Annotated in this window: 20 protein-coding genes; 8 read left to right on the forward strand and 12 right to left on the reverse strand. The window is 66.7% G+C overall.

Going from position 1 to position 16,358, the window contains the following annotated elements:
- Nucleotides 1-81 precede the first annotated feature (81 nt).
- Both V9E98_15420 and V9E98_15425 read right to left on the reverse strand, forming a co-directional pair.
- Nucleotides 82-1,209 (reverse strand): TRAM domain-containing protein, encoded by a 1,128-nt coding sequence (locus V9E98_15420; GenBank protein ID MEI2718352.1) that lies wholly within the window; start codon nt 1,207-1,209, stop codon nt 82-84.
- Nucleotides 1,206-3,233, reverse strand: coding sequence for an APC family permease (locus tag V9E98_15425; GenBank protein ID MEI2718353.1), 2,028 nt, complete (start codon nt 3,231-3,233; stop codon nt 1,206-1,208). The genes V9E98_15420 and V9E98_15425 overlap by 4 nt, the downstream gene beginning before the upstream one ends.
- 89 nt (nt 3,234-3,322) lie before the next feature.
- On the opposite strand from V9E98_15425, the gene V9E98_15430 reads away from it, so the two are divergent.
- Together V9E98_15430 and V9E98_15435 are read left to right on the forward strand one after the other, a co-directional pair.
- On the forward strand, nt 3,323-3,988 hold the full coding sequence (locus V9E98_15430; GenBank protein ID MEI2718354.1) for a TrkA family potassium uptake protein: 666 nt from the start codon (nt 3,323-3,325) through the stop codon (nt 3,986-3,988).
- Nucleotides 3,985-4,686 (forward strand): TrkA family potassium uptake protein, encoded by a 702-nt coding sequence (locus V9E98_15435; protein MEI2718355.1) that lies wholly within the window; start codon nt 3,985-3,987, stop codon nt 4,684-4,686. The genes V9E98_15430 and V9E98_15435 overlap by 4 nt, the downstream gene beginning before the upstream one ends.
- Nucleotides 4,687-4,715: 29 nt before the next feature.
- Here the strand turns inward: V9E98_15435 and V9E98_15440 are convergent, their stop codons facing one another.
- Both V9E98_15440 and V9E98_15445 read right to left on the reverse strand, forming a co-directional pair.
- Nucleotides 4,716-5,417: a DUF3159 domain-containing protein gene (locus tag V9E98_15440; protein ID MEI2718356.1), complete on the reverse strand. Its 702-nt coding sequence runs from the start codon at nt 5,415-5,417 to the stop codon at nt 4,716-4,718.
- 20 nt (nt 5,418-5,437) lie between these two features.
- Nucleotides 5,438-5,812 carry a DNA-binding protein gene (locus V9E98_15445; protein MEI2718357.1) on the reverse strand — a complete coding sequence of 125 codons (375 nt, stop codon included), beginning with the start codon at nt 5,810-5,812 and terminating at the stop codon, nt 5,438-5,440.
- A 60-nt stretch (nt 5,813-5,872) separates the two neighbouring features.
- On the opposite strand from V9E98_15445, the gene V9E98_15450 reads away from it, so the two are divergent.
- Nucleotides 5,873-6,595: a hypothetical protein gene (locus V9E98_15450; GenBank protein MEI2718358.1), complete on the forward strand. Its 723-nt coding sequence runs from the start codon at nt 5,873-5,875 to the stop codon at nt 6,593-6,595.
- Between the two features lie 15 nt (nt 6,596-6,610).
- Here V9E98_15450 and V9E98_15455 read toward each other — a convergent pair whose 3' ends face one another.
- From V9E98_15455 to V9E98_15465, 3 genes are read right to left on the reverse strand one after another with little or no spacing between them, the layout of a single operon-like run.
- On the reverse strand, nt 6,611-7,348 hold the full coding sequence (locus V9E98_15455; GenBank protein MEI2718359.1) for a DUF3710 domain-containing protein: 738 nt from the start codon (nt 7,346-7,348) through the stop codon (nt 6,611-6,613).
- Entirely contained in the window at nt 7,348-7,809 is a 462-nt protein-coding gene (gene dut, locus V9E98_15460; protein ID MEI2718360.1) for a dUTP diphosphatase, read from the reverse strand. Before dut ends, V9E98_15455 begins: the two co-directional genes overlap by 1 nt.
- Nucleotides 7,806-8,333 (reverse strand): PaaI family thioesterase, encoded by a 528-nt coding sequence (locus V9E98_15465; protein MEI2718361.1) that lies wholly within the window; start codon nt 8,331-8,333, stop codon nt 7,806-7,808. The genes dut and V9E98_15465 overlap by 4 nt, the downstream gene beginning before the upstream one ends.
- Nucleotides 8,334-8,425: 92 nt before the next feature.
- On the opposite strand from V9E98_15465, the gene V9E98_15470 reads away from it, so the two are divergent.
- The gene (locus tag V9E98_15470; protein MEI2718362.1) at nt 8,426-8,944 is read left to right on the forward strand and encodes a DUF3093 domain-containing protein; all 519 of its coding nucleotides are present in this window, start codon (nt 8,426-8,428) and stop codon (nt 8,942-8,944) included.
- Nucleotides 8,945-9,110: 166 nt separating this feature from the next.
- Complete coding sequence (locus V9E98_15475) at nt 9,111-9,380, forward strand: DUF4235 domain-containing protein (protein MEI2718363.1); 270 nt, start codon at nt 9,111-9,113, stop codon at nt 9,378-9,380.
- 40 nt (nt 9,381-9,420) lie between these two features.
- Here V9E98_15475 and V9E98_15480 read toward each other — a convergent pair whose 3' ends face one another.
- Complete coding sequence (locus V9E98_15480; GenBank protein MEI2718364.1) at nt 9,421-9,714, reverse strand: DUF4193 domain-containing protein; 294 nt, start codon at nt 9,712-9,714, stop codon at nt 9,421-9,423.
- 176 nt (nt 9,715-9,890) lie between these two features.
- On the opposite strand from V9E98_15480, the gene V9E98_15485 reads away from it, so the two are divergent.
- The gene (locus tag V9E98_15485; GenBank protein MEI2718365.1) at nt 9,891-10,409 is read left to right on the forward strand and encodes a gamma carbonic anhydrase family protein; all 519 of its coding nucleotides are present in this window, start codon (nt 9,891-9,893) and stop codon (nt 10,407-10,409) included.
- A 152-nt stretch (nt 10,410-10,561) separates the two neighbouring features.
- On the opposite strand, the gene V9E98_15490 is transcribed toward V9E98_15485, so the two are convergent.
- Both V9E98_15490 and V9E98_15495 read right to left on the reverse strand, forming a co-directional pair.
- Nucleotides 10,562-11,380: an inositol monophosphatase family protein gene (locus tag V9E98_15490; GenBank protein ID MEI2718366.1), complete on the reverse strand. Its 819-nt coding sequence runs from the start codon at nt 11,378-11,380 to the stop codon at nt 10,562-10,564.
- Entirely contained in the window at nt 11,377-12,372 is a 996-nt protein-coding gene (locus V9E98_15495; GenBank protein ID MEI2718367.1) for a ferrochelatase, read from the reverse strand. Before V9E98_15495 ends, V9E98_15490 begins: the two co-directional genes overlap by 4 nt.
- A 145-nt stretch (nt 12,373-12,517) precedes the next feature.
- On the opposite strand from V9E98_15495, the gene V9E98_15500 reads away from it, so the two are divergent.
- Both V9E98_15500 and sepH read left to right on the forward strand, forming a co-directional pair.
- Nucleotides 12,518-13,711, forward strand: a complete 1,194-nt coding sequence (locus V9E98_15500) for an MFS transporter (GenBank protein MEI2718368.1) — start codon at nt 12,518-12,520, stop codon at nt 13,709-13,711.
- 82 nt (nt 13,712-13,793) lie between these two features.
- Nucleotides 13,794-14,591: a septation protein SepH gene (gene sepH, locus V9E98_15505; protein MEI2718369.1), complete on the forward strand. Its 798-nt coding sequence runs from the start codon at nt 13,794-13,796 to the stop codon at nt 14,589-14,591.
- Between the two features lie 39 nt (nt 14,592-14,630).
- Here the strand turns inward: sepH and V9E98_15510 are convergent, their stop codons facing one another.
- Both V9E98_15510 and V9E98_15515 read right to left on the reverse strand, forming a co-directional pair.
- Nucleotides 14,631-15,734 carry a nucleotide pyrophosphatase/phosphodiesterase family protein gene (locus V9E98_15510; protein ID MEI2718370.1) on the reverse strand — a complete coding sequence of 368 codons (1,104 nt, stop codon included), beginning with the start codon at nt 15,732-15,734 and terminating at the stop codon, nt 14,631-14,633.
- Entirely contained in the window at nt 15,731-16,315 is a 585-nt protein-coding gene (locus tag V9E98_15515; protein ID MEI2718371.1) for a DUF5998 family protein, read from the reverse strand. The genes V9E98_15510 and V9E98_15515 overlap by 4 nt, the downstream gene beginning before the upstream one ends.
- Between the last annotated feature and the right edge of the window lie 43 nt (nt 16,316-16,358).

The raw sequence follows: 16,358 nt of genomic DNA on the forward strand, positions 1-16,358 counted from the left end.
GTCTCCCTCTCATCCCCGACCAGGTCCTCGGCAGGGCGCCGATGATCTCCTCGGCGGAGCGCCAATAGTCTAGTGCGACGGTCAGCGGCGCAGGACCGCCACTGTCTCGACGTGGTGTGTCATCGGGAACAGGTCGAAGCCGGTGATCTCATCGACCTCCCAGCCCTGCCGGATCAGCAATCCTGCATCCCTCGCCAAGGTGGCAGGATCACAGGCGACGTAGACGAGGGTATGGGCACTCGTCCGCGTCAGTCCCGTGACCACCCCTTTGCCGGCTCCCTTGCGGGGGGGATCGAGAACGATAACCTCAACGGGGGCATCGGGTTCAGCTGCGAGCCAGCGACCGACGTCTGCCGCGAACACGCGTACTGCCGGCAGATCGGACAGGTTGAGCGCGGCCTGATCGGCAGCCCGGCGATCACCTTCGACGGCCATCACCTGCTGGCGGGGGGTGGCCAGCGAGCCGGCCAGCAGACCGACACCGCAGTACAGGTCCCACCAAGCGGTGACTGAGGAGACGTACGGGGCAACCGCCTGGACCAAGGTCTCGGGAGCGGACACATGGACCTGCCAGAACAGGTCGGCCGAAACTGTCCAGTGACGATCGGCCACTTCATGGTGAACCTCGGGCGCGTGGGCCGTCGGGACAGGCGCGACCACCGCCTGATCGGGTTGGTCGACAACGAGCACCTCCGCACCTGGCTGCCCAGGGTCCAATCCCGCAAGGCGACGGTTGATGCCCGGCATCGAAATGGGGCAGGTCTCGATGCACACCACCTCATGATCTGCATGGCGGCGCAGTCCCCAGCCGCCCTCCCGATCAGCGGCGAACCGCGTCCGGGTCCGCCAGCCCGATCCGGAGCGGGGAACCGCCTGAACTTCTACGGGTCGATCGAGATCGGCCAACCGTGAGAACTGCTCGGAGATGACTTGGGCTTTGAGTTCCCGTTGATGGGCTTCGGCGATGTGCTGGAAGTCGCATCCCCCGCAGAGGCCGGCCATGTCGCATTCCGGGGTCACACGTTGCGGAGAAGGAGTGATTACCTCCACGACGTCCGCGAACAGGTACCGGCCCCGCGGGCCCGACCCGGTGATCTCAGCCCTGACCGTCTCACCGGGGATCGCGTGCCGAACGAACACGACCTGCCCCTCATGGCGTCCGACGCAGTGGCCCCCATGGGCGATCCGGTCGACGGTGAGCGTGATCACCGCCGGGTCACCGGTGGGGTCACCCCGTCGGCGGGAGGCTGCACGGCTTCAGTGCTGCCGAGCCGGATGGCCTCTGCGATCGGGTTCTCGGACTGATCGCCGGGATCAACGGCGGACTGCAGTTGCCATGGCACGGTCACCAGGACGACATTCTTCGAGAACATCAGGCGGGCGCGCAGCCTCAGCGCCGACTGGTTGTGCAGCAGGTGTTCGTACCAGTGGCCCACCACGTATTGGGGGATGTACACGGCAACGAGGTCGCGCGGTGACTCCCGCCGCAGGTTCTTGACGTGCTGCACGACCGGGCGTGTGATCTCTCGATAGGGGGAATCCAGCACTCGCAGAGGAACCGGGATCTCGCGACGCTCCCATTCCGCCATCAGTTGCTGAGTCTCTCCCGGGTCGACATTCACGGTGATGGCCTCCAGCACTGCTGGACGGCTTCCGCGCGCATAGGCCAGAGCCCGCAGGGTGGGTTTGTGAATCTTGGAGACCAGGACGAGCGCCAGTACCCGAGACGGCAGCGTGACCTTCTCATCGTCACGATCCAAGGCGAGCTCGACGTTGACACGGTCGTAGTGGGCGCGGATGGCCCTCATCAACAGATAAAGAAGAGGGATCAAGATGCAGACGATCCAGGCACCGCGAGTGAACTTGGTGACGATGACAATGATCAGCACCGAACCTGTCAGAACTGCTCCGATGGAGTTCACCACCCGCGATCGGCGCATGTGAGCGGGTTTGTCCGCCGGCGATGGATCACGCAACTTGCGGGTCCAGTGGATCACCATCCCGATCTGGCTCAACGTGAACGAGATGAACACGCCGACGATGTACAACTGGATCAGCGAACTGACATCCGCTTTGAAGATGAACACCAACACAGCCGCCATGAGCGCCAAAGCCAGGATCCCATTGCTGTACGCGAGCCGGTCGCCACGGGTGTGCAGTTGCCGGGGTAGGTAACCGTCTCGCCCGAGCACCGACCCCAGCACGGGAAACCCATTGAAAGCGGTGTTGGCGGCGAGCACCAGAATTGCCGCGGTGGCGATGGACACGATCGCCACCGCCCACGTCGCGTCACCGAAGACCGCTTCAGCGATCTGGACGATCACCGTCTTCTGACTCTGGCCCGCTGGAAGACCGATCAACTCGCTGTCGTTGTCTGTAACCTTGACCCCGGTCTGGATGGCGAGGAAGGTGATGGCCCCGAACATGCTGGTGGCGATCAATCCGAGCGCCAGCAAGGTAGTGGCAGCGTTGCGGCTCTTCGGCGGTCGGAACGCAGGGACCCCGTTGGCGATGGCTTCGATGCCGGTGAGAGCTGTGGTGCCCGACGAGAACGCCCGCGCCAACAGAAACACGAGCGCAACCCCCAGATACTCGTGTTCAGCCTCGATCTGCCAGGCGGCGCTCTCCGCAACCATCTGCTGCCCGCTCGTCGCCTTGATGATCGCCGTCAGCACCATGGCCCCGATGCTGAACATGAACAGGTAGGTGGGAATAGCGAACAAGGACCCGGACTCGCGGACACCCCGCAGGTTGAGGAAAGTGATGGCCGCGATCGCGAGCAAAGCGATCAAGACGGTGTTCTCTTCCACGAATGTCGAGATCGAGGCAAGACTTGCGACACCAGCCGAGATGCTGACCGCGACGGTGAGCACGTAATCCACGAGGAGAGCCGACGCCACAAGTACGCCTGCGCGGGGACCGATATTCGTGGTGACGACTTCGTAGTCGCCCCCACCGGACGGGTACGCATGCACATTCTGGCGATAGGACGCCACGACCACGAAGTAGACGACAACCACCATCGCGGCGATCCACGGTCCGTACTGGTACAGCGAAGCGCCGCCCAAAGCCAGCACGACGAGGATTTCCTGAGTGGCGTAGGCGTTGGACGAGAGGGCGTCGGACGCAAAAACAGGAAGTGCGATCCGCTTGGGCAACAGGGTCTCGTCCAACTTGTCGCTGCGTAATGCGCGGCCGACAACTACTCGCTTCGCGTATTCGGACAAGCCCACGAGTCCTCATAGTAGGGTTCCGCGCGCGCGGCGGGTGAACCGCGCCGTGTAGCGTTGGTCGGCGGAGCCGGCCAGAAGGGATCGCACGCGTGCACATCGTCATCATGGGCTGCGGTCGGGTGGGTTCAGCATTGGCTCTCAAGCTCGAGGAGGAAGGGCACTCTGTGGCGGTCATCGATCGCGATGCTGCTTCATTTCGACGCCTCGGACCGACCTTTCGAGGCACCACCGTCACCGGGGTCGGATTCGATCGCGACACCCTGAGGCGGGCCAACATAGCTGAGGCGCATGCGTTCGCTGCCGTCAGCAGCGGTGACAACTCCAACATCTTGGCGGCCCGCGTCGCGCGTGAGACGTTCGCCGTCGAGAACGTGGTCGCGCGCATCTACGATCCGAAGCGAGCCGAGATCTACGAGCGCCTCGGTATCCCGACGGTCGCGACGGTGGCCTGGTCCACTGGCCAGATGCTCAGACGTCTCATGCCCGAAGGAGCCTCCGAGGAATGGCGCGACCCGAGCGGCACCGTGATCCTGGCGCAGATGACTGTGAACCCTGAGTGGATCGGGCACCGCATCCGGTGGATGGGTGAACAGACCGGATCGCGAATCGCCTTCGTCACTCGTTACGGCGAGGGGCTGCTACCCGACGCCGACACGGTGCTGCAGGAGGGGGACTTGTTGCACATCGTCATGCGGGCCGACGAGCGCGACAGCGTGGAGAAGGCTCTGCGGCAACCGCCGAAGGAGACGCCGTGAGAGTAGCCATCGCCGGCGCCGGCAAGGTCGGCCGTAGCATCGCGCGGGAACTGATCGCCAACGGCCACCAGGTCCTGCTCATCGACCGCGATCCCGACATCGTGTCGGGCAGTGTCGTGAAAAGCGCCGAGATCCTGCTCGCGGATGCCTGCGAGATCTCGTCGCTCAACGAGGCCGACCTGGCCAACTGCCAGGTGGTGGTCGCCGCGACAGGTGACGACAAGTCCAACCTCGTAGTCTCCCTGCTCGCAAAGACCGAGTACGGCGTCCCCCGCGTGGTCGCCCGAGTGAACCACCCGAAGAACGAGTGGATGTTCGACGAGTCCTGGGGCGTCGATGTCGCGGTCTCCACCCCACGCATGCTGTCCGCGCTCGTCGAAGAAGCGGTGACCGTGGGCGATCTGGTGCGACTGTTCACCTTCCGACAGGGCGAGGCCAACCTGGTGGAGTTGACACTGCCCGCCGACTCGAGTTTGGCCGGCTCCCGCGTCGGTGACGTTGCCTGGACGCCTGACACCGCGCTCGTGGCCATCGTGCGAGGGACGCACGTCATTGCTCCCACACCTGACGACCCCCTCGAGTCGGGGGACGAACTGCTGTTCGTGTGCAGTCCGGCCCAAGAGGAGGCCCTGCAACAACTACTGTCGCCTGGCCATGTGCACCGGTCCGCCGGCGACGACGTCGACGACGACGACTGACGCGGGGTTTCAGTCGGCTCGCCGAGATGTCAGTCGACTCGACGCGCTGCGTCGGGATCGACGACCGTGACCTCTTCGTCGGACGAGTCGATCTCCTCAGTGGTCGGCCCAGGGTCCGCGCGTTCGTCCCGCCGCAGCACAGGAGCCATGATCCGATAGGACAGGTACGCCACCAGAAGGAACAGCGGCCAACCCATGGCGAGTTTGGCGACTCCGAGGATCTCCACGGCACCAGCGAAGTACAAGGGCACCTGCACGACGAGGCGCAGGGCGAACATCCCGGCCCACAGCCATGTCGCGGCTGTTGCCGCACTGCGGGCCCTGGGGTCGCGCGACCAGGACGTCAGGTCCCCCGTCACGGCGCCAGCGGCGTATCCCACCAGAGGGCGCCGGATCAGCGCGGAGATCGCGAAGACCGCCGCATAGGCGGCGTTGATCAACAGACCCGGGAGAAAGAAGTCCTCGGCGCGTCCAGTTCGTGCTGCGAAGAACGCGGCGATCCCGACGCCCACGAGGCCCGCGAGAATCTGCTGGAGTGATTCGCCACGCACCTTGCGGAGGATCGCCACCACGACGCCCGCGGCGACCGCGGCCCATACGGAGGGCATCAATTGCGATCCGGAGACCAGGTACACGACCAGGAACACCGCGGTCGGTAGTCCGGAATCCAGTAGTCCGCGGCTGCCCCCGATGCCGCTCGCAAGCGCGGACGAGACGTCGGCGGAACTCACCCGCCGGTCGTCCGGGGTGCTCACGTGGTTCCGCGGGGACGCAACGAGTACCGCGGATTAAAAATCGTCACCGTGTCGTCCAGGCAGGTCATGCGGCCCGTGATGGTGATGGCTCGACCGGCTTCGATGCCGGCGATCTGCCGCCGCCCCAGCCAGACCAGAGTCATGTGACCGGTGCCGTCGTAGAGATCGGCCTCAAGAGCCGGTGCTCCGGCGACGGGTCGAACGATGACGCTGTTCAACACGCCACAGGCGGTCACGACGTCGCCGCGGGAACAGGCATTGATCGGTGTCGCGCCTGCCTCCTCAGCGACTTGTTGGAGGTCTTTCTCCTCCGTGGCACCACGGGACAGACCGGTGGCGAGCCGGGAGCGCGCAGCCTGCAACAGACCCATAGCCTCAGGCTAACCGCGCCGCGCCGACTCGGCCAGCGGTTGGTACGTCACGATGGGGGGATGGACCATACGGCGGCTGAACCTGCGGCGCATGAACTCGACGCCTGCCGCCTCGTGTTGGCTCATGGCGCGGGATCTGACGCGCGATTCCTCGAGTTGGCTTTCCCGGCCGACCGGTTAGGGGTGCGGGAGACCGTCGTGGTCGACGATCGCACGGGACGCATCGACCGGATCATGACGGCTCTGGCACACGCCGCCGCAGACCCTGTCCCCACCATCCTTGGGGGTGTGTCGTTGGGTGCTCATGCTGCTGCCGCGTTGCTGGCCCGACCCGACCTACCGCGACATGTGGTCGCCGGTCTTCTCGTGATGCCGGCATGGACTGGGCACCCGGATCCCGTGGCTGACCTGACCCACGCTGCCGGCGACGCCCTGGCGGTGCTGGGGCCCGAAGGAGTGCTCGCCGAACTCGATCCAGACGACTGGGTGACACCGCAACTGGCTCGCGCCTGGGCGCACCGCACGGCGGCGGATCTGGTGCAGGAACTGCTCACCGCTGCCACGCAGGACGCTCCGGATGCTGCGGCGATGGCGAGGATTTCGGTGCCGTGCGCCATCGTGGCCTTGGCCGACGACCCGCTGCATCCGGTGTCCGTCGCGACTCGTTGGCAGCAACTGATCCCCACTTCGGAACAGGTCTCGATCCCCCGAGAAGGACCCGGTGACGGACTCTGGGTGTTCGCGACAGCGGCACGCGAGGCCCTGCTGCGCCTTCAGTTCTGAGGCGGTCCTCCCGGCTCAGACAGGCTCCTGAGAACCGTCGTCGCCGTCGGATTCCTCCACCTGACCGGGCACCTCGGTGGGCAGGGTGAGGGACAGGGCGACTCCCACGGGCATGGCGGCGTCGCCGCGCACGACGACGATGGAACGGAACAAGTCCTCGAGCGGCCCGGCGGTCTCGCGATCGGTCCCCGCTCCGAACATGACCCCCTGCAAAGTCCACCGCGGACCGTCGACCCCCACGAACCGGATGGGTTGCACGACGTTGTTGCCTTGCTCGTCCTGCGCCGTCAGCGCCGCTGCTATCTCGTTGCCGAACGGACCGGCGGACTCGTCCACCGTTCCGCCGCCGGAACTGATCTCGCGGCGCAGTTCGGTCAGTGCCTGCTCCCAGCCGCCTCCCGACTTCGGTCCCGCGAACGCCCGCACCTGGACAGCACCCGCACCATGGACCAAGGTGACCGCTGCGGGCTCGTTGGTCTCGGGGTCGATCTCGACTCGGATCTCCAACCCGTCGACGAGGGGGATCTGCACGGCACCGAAGTTGATGCGTTCGGCCACCATGGGGTCCGGCTCGACGACCTCTTCGATGTCGAATGGACCCGCACTCCGGTCCACGGCGACCGGTTCCGGCGGGGCCGGCTCTTCATCGGAAGAGGCATCCTCGTCGGCGTGAGCGGTTCCGTCGGTGACCCCGTCCCACTCGTCGCTGTCGGGCTGCGTGGAATCGTCCGTGGCCTTCTTACGCTTGAACATCACCGCTGTCCTTCCGCCGAACTGTGCCCTGTGGAGCCGAAGCCACCTGAGCCGCGATCACTTCCCGGTAACTGATCGACCTCATGCAAGCGCACTTCGGGGACCCGTTGCACGATCATCTGGGCGATACGGTCGCCGCGCTGGAACTCCACCTGCTGCCGCGGATCGTGGTTGATCACGATCACCTGGATCTCACCGCGGTAGCCGGCGTCCACTGTGCCGGGAGAGTTCACCAGGCTGACTCCGTGCCGCACCGCGAGCCCACTGCGCGGAACGACGAAAACTGCGTATCCCCGAGGCAGGGCCAGCGCGATGCCGGTCGGCAACAACTCACGAGCGCCGGGCGGGATCGTTGCGGATCGCGTAGTGACCAGATCCAGACCCGCGTCCCCGGGATGAGCTCGGGCGGGCAATGGAACACCCGGGTCGAGCCGCTGGATCAACACATCCACGCCCGTCATGGATTCAACTCCAGGCCCCAAGTGAGTTCGCGCGACAACTGATCGACATCACGGCGGCGACCATGCGTGGTGAAGTGTTCGAGCGGGACCTGGATGAACAACCCCGCGGCCTCCGCCACCACCGTGCCATCGTCGAAGCGCCCGACCCCCGAGGTCATGACCTTGCGACCGTCGACCTTGTCGATGCGCGCCTCAATGGTGACCTCGCGTCCCACCGGCACCGGTTTGCGGAAATCGACTTCCAGGCGTCCGGTGACCGCGGGGGTGAGCAACAACCAGTTCGACGCACCCAGGACTTCGTCGAATGCGGCCGCCAGGATGCCGCCGTGGACAAGTCCCGGGGCTCCCTGATGTTCCTCCAGCACCACGAAGTGGCCCGTCATGGTCAGACCTTCGCCGGCGACCATGCGCAGGTGAAGACCACTGGCATGGTCTCGGCCGCAGCCGAAGCAGTAGGGGAAATGGCTGGGCAACTCCGTGCCGGCTGCGGGGGCCTGGGGATGGCGCTGCAACTCCTCACTCACAACTCGACCCTACCCAACGGACTCGCCCTCCCGGTGGCCAGCCGGGCTGGGCTGCACCGCGGGTGCCACCCGGGCCGTGGCACGATCGGCACGTGACATGGCACGAAGGCGAGGACGGAAGTGTCGTCTCCTACCGGGAACGGCTCGTGGCCCCTTGGTGGCTGTGGCTGATCGGGTTGTCCTTCGCCGCTGTGGTCGCCGTGGCGTACGAATACGCCCTGGGAACGGTGGCGGCCGCCGCGGCCGGCCTGCTGCTGGGGCTCGGTGTCGTCGCGCTTCTGATCAGCTCGATCACCGTGATTCAGGTGGATGACAAGGTGCTCCGCGTTGGACGCGCTCGGCTCCCGCTGAAATGGGTCGGCACAGTCGAGGCCCTGGACAGCGACGCCGCCGCCCGCGCTCGCACCTTGGAGTTGGATCCCGGAGCACACCTACTTCTGCGCACGTGGGCGGCACCGGGTGCGGTCCGGGTCTTCGTACTGGACCGTGCGGACCCTCATCCCTACTGGCTGGTATCCAGTCGCCGACCCGCTGCTCTGGCCGATGCCATCACAACCGCTGTCGAGAAGTCCCAGGCGACTGGCCAAGAACTGCCGGAGCAGGCAGGCTAGTGTCCCGGTGGAGATGCCTTGCGCTCGGTAAGAAGTCACACAGGGACTTCCAGCCCGGACATGAGTGATCAGACCGACGACAGCGACCGGGCCCACGACGCCAGTGACCAGACCGAAGCCGCCAGTGACAGACCGAAGCCGCCAGTGACAGACCAAAGGAGTTTCCGTGACGCGTGCCGATGTACTTCGCCTCAGCGCCCCGTTCCTCGCCATGGGTGGGGTGTGGGTCGCCCAGAAGGCCCTCACGAGCGGCTATCGGGCGGCCACCGGCAACACCCCGCCGACCGCCGACGATCTGGATGCACCCATAGCACGAGTGCTGTTGTACGCCGCGGCCGGTGCGATGGTCGCCGCGATCATCAACACCGCCGTGACGCGCCAGGTGACCCGCGCCAGTGTCAAAGCCGAGGCAAGAGCCGATTTCCCCGCCGTCTGACCGCGGTCAGGCAGGCCAAGAAGCCAGCATCACGACCCGGTCAGCCCAGACAGTCCGAGCAGATGCGATCGCGTTCGTCCGCCAGTTGGCTGATGTGATGGACGAGGAAGCATTCAGAGCACGTGAACTCGTCGCTCTGTTTCGGGATGACCCGCACCTCGAGGCTCTTGTCGGACAGATCGGCGCCCGGTAACTCGAGGTTCTCGGCGAGTTCGGTTTCATCGACGTCAACGCTGGCGCTGACTCGATCACCACGGCGTGCCTTGAGTTCCTCGATGCTCTCATCGGTGACGTCGTCGTCTGTCTTGCGGGGAGCGTCGTAGTCGGTTGCCATCGGCTGCCGTACACCTGCCTGTTCTGATCCTCATGCGGCCCCGGCATTGTGCCTTACCGATGGCCATTCCACACACCCGACAAGCCGGGAAGTAACGATTGCCACATCAGATCCCTCGCCGTTGCGGGCCGGGACGTGACATCCTCATGCTGCCCAGCGCCCAAAGGAGCCCGAATATGCCCCTGTACGCCATCGGCGAACACGAGCCGACCATCGCCGACTCCGCCTTTGTGCATCCGGACGCAGTCGTCATCGGTCGAGTGACCATCGGACCGGAGGCGACAGTGTGGCCAGGCGCTGTGCTGCGCGGTGACCATGGGGCCATCATCGTGGGGGCGCAGACATCGGTACAGGACGGAACCGTGGTGCACTGCACCTCCACGCTGGACACGATCATCGGGCAACGCTGCGTCATCGGGCACCGGGCCCACCTCGAGGGCTGCACGATCGAGGACGACTGCCTGATCGGGTCGGGTTCCGTCGTACTGCACCGTGCCGTCGTTCGCTCCGGGGCCCTGGTGGGAGCACAGGCCTTGGTGACCAACGACACTGAAGTGCCCGCCCGCGCACTCGCTCTGGGCGTCCCCGCCCGGATTCTGCCCGACAAGGTCCCACCCGGTGCGCACGACGACGCGGTCGCCGTCTACACGCGCAACGCCCACTGGTACAACGCGGAGCTGCGTCGACTCGACTGACAGTTCGACCCGACTGACAGGCCGACCCGACTGACAGGCCGACCCGACTGACAGGCCGACCCGACTGACAGGCCGACCCGGCCGACGGGTCGACCCGACTGGCACGATGCGAGTGGCTGGAGGCGCCACTCGCATCGGGAGGGCAACCGCGGTCAGTCGCCGGAGTCTGCCCGCAACTGCGCCAACGCCGTATCCAGTTGGCGGTACAGCTGCGGATTCGCGGCGATCAGCAGATCCGCGGACGCGGGAGTCCCCCGCAATCCAGCCACGACGGCCCCCGCTTCGGCCGCGATCGCACTCCCAGCCGCTCGGTCCCAGTCCTGCAGGCCTCGTTCGTAGTGAGCATCGATCCGACCTCGGGCGACCCAGCACAGGTCGACGGCCGCGGCGCCGACACGACGGATGTCACGGACCTGGGGCAGCAACGCCGCGACGATGCCCGCCTGCTGCTCACGACGTGCGCGCACATATCCGAACCCCGTCGATACGACGGCATCGGCGAGGTCGGGAATCTCCGACACCCGCAAGGGACGACGGACGCCCTGCTCGATGGTCCAACTGCCCGAACCCGCGATCCCGAGGTACTCCTCCCCCAATGCGGGGGCGACCACTGCCCCAGCCGCCATGAATCCATCGATCTCCACTCCGATCGACACGGCCCACGACGGTTGCCCGTAGAAGTAGTTGACTGTCCCGTCGAGCGGGTCCACGATCCATCGCACCGAACTCGCGGCTCCGCGGGTTCCTTGCTCCTCCCCGACGACCTGGTCGTCCGGGCGGGCCTCTTGGATGCGGCGACGCACCAGGTCCTCCGAGTCCCGGTCCATTGCCGTGACCAAGTCATGCGGTGACGACTTGGTCGCGAGAGCCTCGACGGCTCCCGCGCCCGGGAGAAGGAACGAACCGGCCTCGCGGGCGATGTCGAGGGCGAGTTCGGCGAGTTCAGTGGGTTCGCCGGGGCGATCAGTCACCGCTCCCCCACCGCAGGACCGCCACCGTGGGGGTCGGGGCAACAGCCAACCTGACACGAGAACCCGTCGCCGACGGCGAACAGGTCCCACACCAGATCGGTGAACCGCCCTTCGGACTGCGGTGGGTCCAATCGCTGCATCTCGATGCCCCGATCAGCAGCCGTCGCGGCGGCGACCGTGTCCAGGTCCCAACGTATTTCGAGGTTGTCGGCACAGAACCCGATGGGGGCGACGACGACGCGGCTCACACCGTCGTCGGCGGCGGACTCGATGGTGGGCGAGATGTCCGGTTCCAGCCACGGTTGGTGCGGCGGACCCGAGCGAGACTGGAATGCCAGGGTCCAGTCGAGCGGCTGAGCCATCCTGTCCCCCGCCCGCTCGGCAATCTCTGCCGCCAAAGCCTCGTGTTGGGCCAGATACCCGGTGATGCCCGGGACCGCGCCGCGGGCCTGGGCCACGGGCAGCGAGTGGGTGACGAAGACCACGCGGGTCCCCGGTCCGGGCTGAGCAGCGACAACGCGGTCGACCCAGATGTCCCGCAGGATCGGATGGTCATAGAAGCGCGGGAGGACCTTGACGTCGATCCCCGCGTAGTCGGCTCCGACCGTCAGGTTCTGTCGGTATTGGCGGCAACCGGAATACGACGAGAAGGCGCTGGTGATGAACGCCGCGACAGTCTGCACTCCCGCCTCGGCCATCATCGCGAAGCTGTCCTGTGGGAACGGATGACTGTTGCGGTTCGCGAGGTAGACCTTCTGCCCGCGCCATTGCCGTGGTGCCTGTTCGCGCAGCCGGGATACGAGGTCGCGGTTGTGACCGTTCAGCGGCGACACCCCATTGAAGGCGTGGTACTGCTCGGCGACGGCGGCCAGGCGTTCGTCTGGCACGTCGCGTCCGGCCACCACGTGCCGCAGGAACGGCATGACCTCGGCCATGGACTCGGGTCCCCCGAACGACATGACCACCAAGGCATCTACGTCATCGAAGCGCACAGGTTCACGGTAGCCCGCATCTGTGGGTGTGGGCTTGGCCTGGATCGGTGTGGCCGCGATGTGGCGTGGGGCCGGCGACGTGCGGGCGGCCCATGCAGGGGAGCCGACCGAAAGTGGGATCGGTTCCGAGCGGTAGCGTCGGTGGGTGGTCGGCACGTACACGGATCTGCTGCGTCGCCCGGGGGCCCTTCAGTTCGTGGCGGCGGGATTCGTCGGTCGACTGCCGATCTCGATGATCACCCTCGGAGTGGTCCTGTTGGTGACGGCCAGCGGGGGCAACTACGCGCTCGCCGGTGGGATGTCCGCCTCGTTCGCCTTGGCCGCGGCGTTCGTCGGTCCGCTCGGTGCCCGTTGGATCGACCGACGGGGGCAAGACCGCGTCGTTCCGATCCTGGCCACGGCGGAGGTCGCCTTCCTTCTGCTCTTCACGTGGGCCGTGTGGCAATCGGCGCCGATCCCCCTGCAGTTCGCGACCCTGGTCGGGGCCGGCGCAGTCGCGCCCAATGTGGGATCCCTGGTCCGGGCCCGCTGGGCAGCCTCGATCCGCGAGGAGCGGAGCCTGCGCTCGGCCTTTGCTCTGGAGGCGGTGGTCGACGAGTTGGTCTTCATCGTGGGGCCGCCGCTGGTCACCATTGTTGCCCTGTCCGTCAGCGAAGTCGCCGGCCTGATTCTGTGCGGCATTCTGTTGGCTACCGGCGCCTGGTGGCTCGCGACCCAGCGGGCCACCCAACCACCGGTCCGATTCCCAGAGGCCGGGGGGAGCCACCCGGCGATGCTCGGCGCGGGCCTGGTGGTGGTGACGGCCCTGATGCTCCTGTTGGGAGGAGTGTTCGGAGCATTCGAAGTCACGACCGTGGCATTCACGAAAACTCTCGGTCATGAGGAACTGACCGGGTTGGTCCTGGCGTTGTACGCAGTCGGAAGCCTGATCTCCGGGCTGGTCTACGGCGCGCGGCCACATACCCGGTCAGTGGCTCGCCAGTTGCTGATCGCGACGGCTGTGCTGGCTCTCGTCACGGCACCCCTGCCGTTCGTGGGCTCCTTGCCCCTGTTGATGGCGGCGGCGTTCCTGTCGGGCCTGTCCGTTTCCCCGGTCCTGATTCTCGCGATCGCCGCTGTGGAGAGACTCGTCCCCGCGGCACGACTGACGGAGGCGCTGACAGTCAATACGTCAGGTCTTGCCGTCGGGCTCGCCGTCGGATCACCCCTGTCGGGCGCCCTGATCGACCGATTCGGCGCGAGCAGCGGCTACTTGGTCATGGCGGGGTGCGGGGCGGCCACCGTGATCCTCGCAGGAGCCACCCACGGGATCCTGGCACGACAACTGGCGTCACCGTGAGGCTGGTCCGACACCCCGGAGCCGCCCGGGCGGGAGGCTCCGGTCACTCCGCGTACCCTTATCGGGAGCAACAAGGGGAGCGATGCAGAATCTGACCTTCGTCGGGCTGTCGGATGACGGCTCTGCGCTGATCCTGTCCGCAGGTGACGGCAACCGCTACCGCCTGCCCATCGACGAACGCCTGCGTTCCGCCACCCGCGGTGGCCGCACCCACATGGACGTCTCCGATGCGCCAGTGACGGCCCGCGACATTCAGGCACGGCTGCGGGCCGGCGCCACCCCAACCGAGGTCGCCGACTTCTCCGGCTGGAATGTCGACCGAGTCGAGGCCTTCGCCGCTCCCATCCTGCAAGAGCGAGGGTGGATCGCCGAGAAGGCGCAGGCCTGTGCTGTGGGGCGCGCCGAGGACGATCCCGCGCTGGGTGATGTCGTCCTCCGTCGCCTGGCGGAGCGAGGCATCGACGAGGACAGCATCCGGTGGGACTCCTGGCGTCGTGATGACGGCTTGTGGACGGTGCTGCTCGCCTACCCGGCCGGCAAGGGCGACCGGGTGGCGACCTGGTCCTTCGACGCCGAAGCCAGTTCCCTGTCAGCCGAAGACGACGAAGCCCGCTGGTTCATCGAGCAGGGCCTGCCGGACACCGAGCCCCGGCCGCGGCTGATGACAGTCGTCGACGACGACGCCCCCGAATCCCAGCGCCCTAACCCGGCCTACATGGGTAACCATCCGGCGGGGCGGGCACAGGGCCTCTCACGCCCGACTGCCACCCCGACACCGGCTCCCCCGCCCGATCCGCAACCCAGCCCTCGCGAGACTGAAGCAGAACGCCCACGGTGGGACGAGGTCCTGTTCGGTTCCCCGGGCGACGAGGACCGCTGACCCCGCCGGTGCGGATCGACCCGGCAACGTCTGGATCCACTACGACTCCAGCACCACCAGTGGTACGTCCATCTCAGCGGGGGTAAGCGAGCCGTGTTGCCCGAGCAGCCCTGAAACGGCGGCGTCACGACTGGGCAGCCCCAACCGCACGGTCCCCGTGGCGGCGGCTACCACGTCACCTATCCGTCCGCGGACGTCGGGTTCGACAGGACCGAACCATCCCGCGTCGCAGGCCCGCTCGCGCGTCATCACCACAGCCGCATCGCCCAGCTCCGCCTGCCAACGGGCGGCGACGCGCTCACCGTGACGGGTGTACACATGGCGGAACCGGGGCTCACCGGCCGCCTTGTCGACGTCGTCCCACAGGTGCAGGGAATCGAGGTCGATCATGCGCGGACAGTCGACGACGCCATGATCGGACGTGATGACGAGGCGGGTTCCGGGCGGCAACTCGTCGGCGATCTGGGCCACCCAACGATCGACAGCCACCAGTTCCGCCCGGTATTGACGTGAGGCCACCCCGTGCATGTGCGCGGCTCGGTCCAGGTACTCCCAATAGCCGTAGACCAAGGACCTGTCCCCCCGACGCGCCGCCTGCGCGATTTCGGCCACCCTTTCGCCAGGACCGTCAGCACCCACATGGGCGCCCCCACGCAGCGCCGCGGTGGTCAAGCCGCTGCCGAGGTAGGCCCGGGGACCCACCACGGTCACGTCGACACCGGCACGATGCGCGCGCTCCCACCACGTGGACTCCGGCTGCACCATCCTGGGCTCGGGTTCACTCCCCCACCCCAGCGGGGCCAGGATCCGACCGGTCTCGGGGAGCAGGAACGCGGCCCCGACCAGACCGTGGCTTCCTGGACCCCGGCCCGTACCGATCGACGTCAAGGCGGCAGGGGTGGTCGACGGAACACAACTGGTCAGAAACGTTCGTTGGCCGGCTGAGAGCACGGGTGCAAGATCGGAATGTTCCGCCAACTGATGGTGCCCCAAGCCGTCGATAACCACGACGACGACCCGGTGCGCCGGACCCAGGCCCAGCACATCCCAGGCACCTGGGACGGCCAGCCCGTCACACACGGACCCGACGACGTCGGCGATGCTCGCTTCGCCGTAGCGGGGAAGCACCAGGGCGGTGCTCACGAACGGGCCGCTCCGGTGGCGCGCGACAGCGACTCGGCGAACGACAAGGCGCGCGCAACGACATCCTCACCGTCTGCTGCAGCCGAGAAGCGCAGTGCCAGATCGTCACTGGTGGACGTGCCGCTGTAGCCGTGGTCGGCTTCGCATTGCGGATCTCCACACGTCGCGGGTTCCAGTTCGATGCGCTGCACGGCTCCCCAGCCCACGGTCAGCACCAACTCCGCGGGGCGCCCGTCGGGACGATAGTTCTCGGGTTGAGGCACCACTCTGGTGACCACGACCGAGTCCACGGCCTGCAATGTGACGGCTTCGGTGACCGATGTGGCATACGGAGTCGGATAACTGTCATCGGCGGGGTGCTCGTCGGTGTGTTGCATGATCAGCCGCGTGGCGGTGAGCGCCAGGACGGTCGCGTGGCGGCGCAGTTCGTCACGATCGAACGTTGCCTCGTGGTGGACCACGAAGTCCACGAGATCCTCCGACCCCAATGCCGTCGACAAGGAATCGTCCACGAGTGCCGGGTAGTAGCCGGACCTCTCGATGTCCTGACGCAGCAACTCGCGAACCCCGGATGTGCTCATCTCGTCAGTATCCGCCATTTCCGTCGAGATGTCCGGACCCGGG

It is taken from the genome of Candidatus Nanopelagicales bacterium, assembly GCA_037045355.1.
Taxonomy (GTDB): Bacteria; Actinomycetota; Actinomycetes; order S36-B12.

What these genes read in the sequence shown, in the direction of transcription:
- V9E98_15450 (MEI2718358.1), top strand. Translation starts at nt 5,873, where the DNA reads ATGGACCATACGGCGGCTGAACCTGCGGCGCATGAACTCGACGCCTGC.
- V9E98_15515 (MEI2718371.1), bottom strand. Translation starts at nt 16,315, where the DNA reads ATGAGCACATCCGGGGTTCGCGAGTTGCTGCGTCAGGACATCGAGAGG.
- dut (MEI2718360.1), bottom strand. Translation starts at nt 7,809, where the DNA reads ATGACGGGCGTGGATGTGTTGATCCAGCGGCTCGACCCGGGTGTTCCA.
- sepH (MEI2718369.1), top strand. Translation starts at nt 13,794, where the DNA reads ATGCAGAATCTGACCTTCGTCGGGCTGTCGGATGACGGCTCTGCGCTG.
- V9E98_15485 (MEI2718365.1), top strand. Translation starts at nt 9,891, where the DNA reads ATGCCCCTGTACGCCATCGGCGAACACGAGCCGACCATCGCCGACTCC.
- V9E98_15480 (MEI2718364.1), bottom strand. Translation starts at nt 9,714, where the DNA reads ATGGCAACCGACTACGACGCTCCCCGCAAGACAGACGACGACGTCACC.
- V9E98_15455 (MEI2718359.1), bottom strand. Translation starts at nt 7,348, where the DNA reads ATGTTCAAGCGTAAGAAGGCCACGGACGATTCCACGCAGCCCGACAGC.
- V9E98_15445 (MEI2718357.1), bottom strand. Translation starts at nt 5,812, where the DNA reads ATGGGTCTGTTGCAGGCTGCGCGCTCCCGGCTCGCCACCGGTCTGTCC.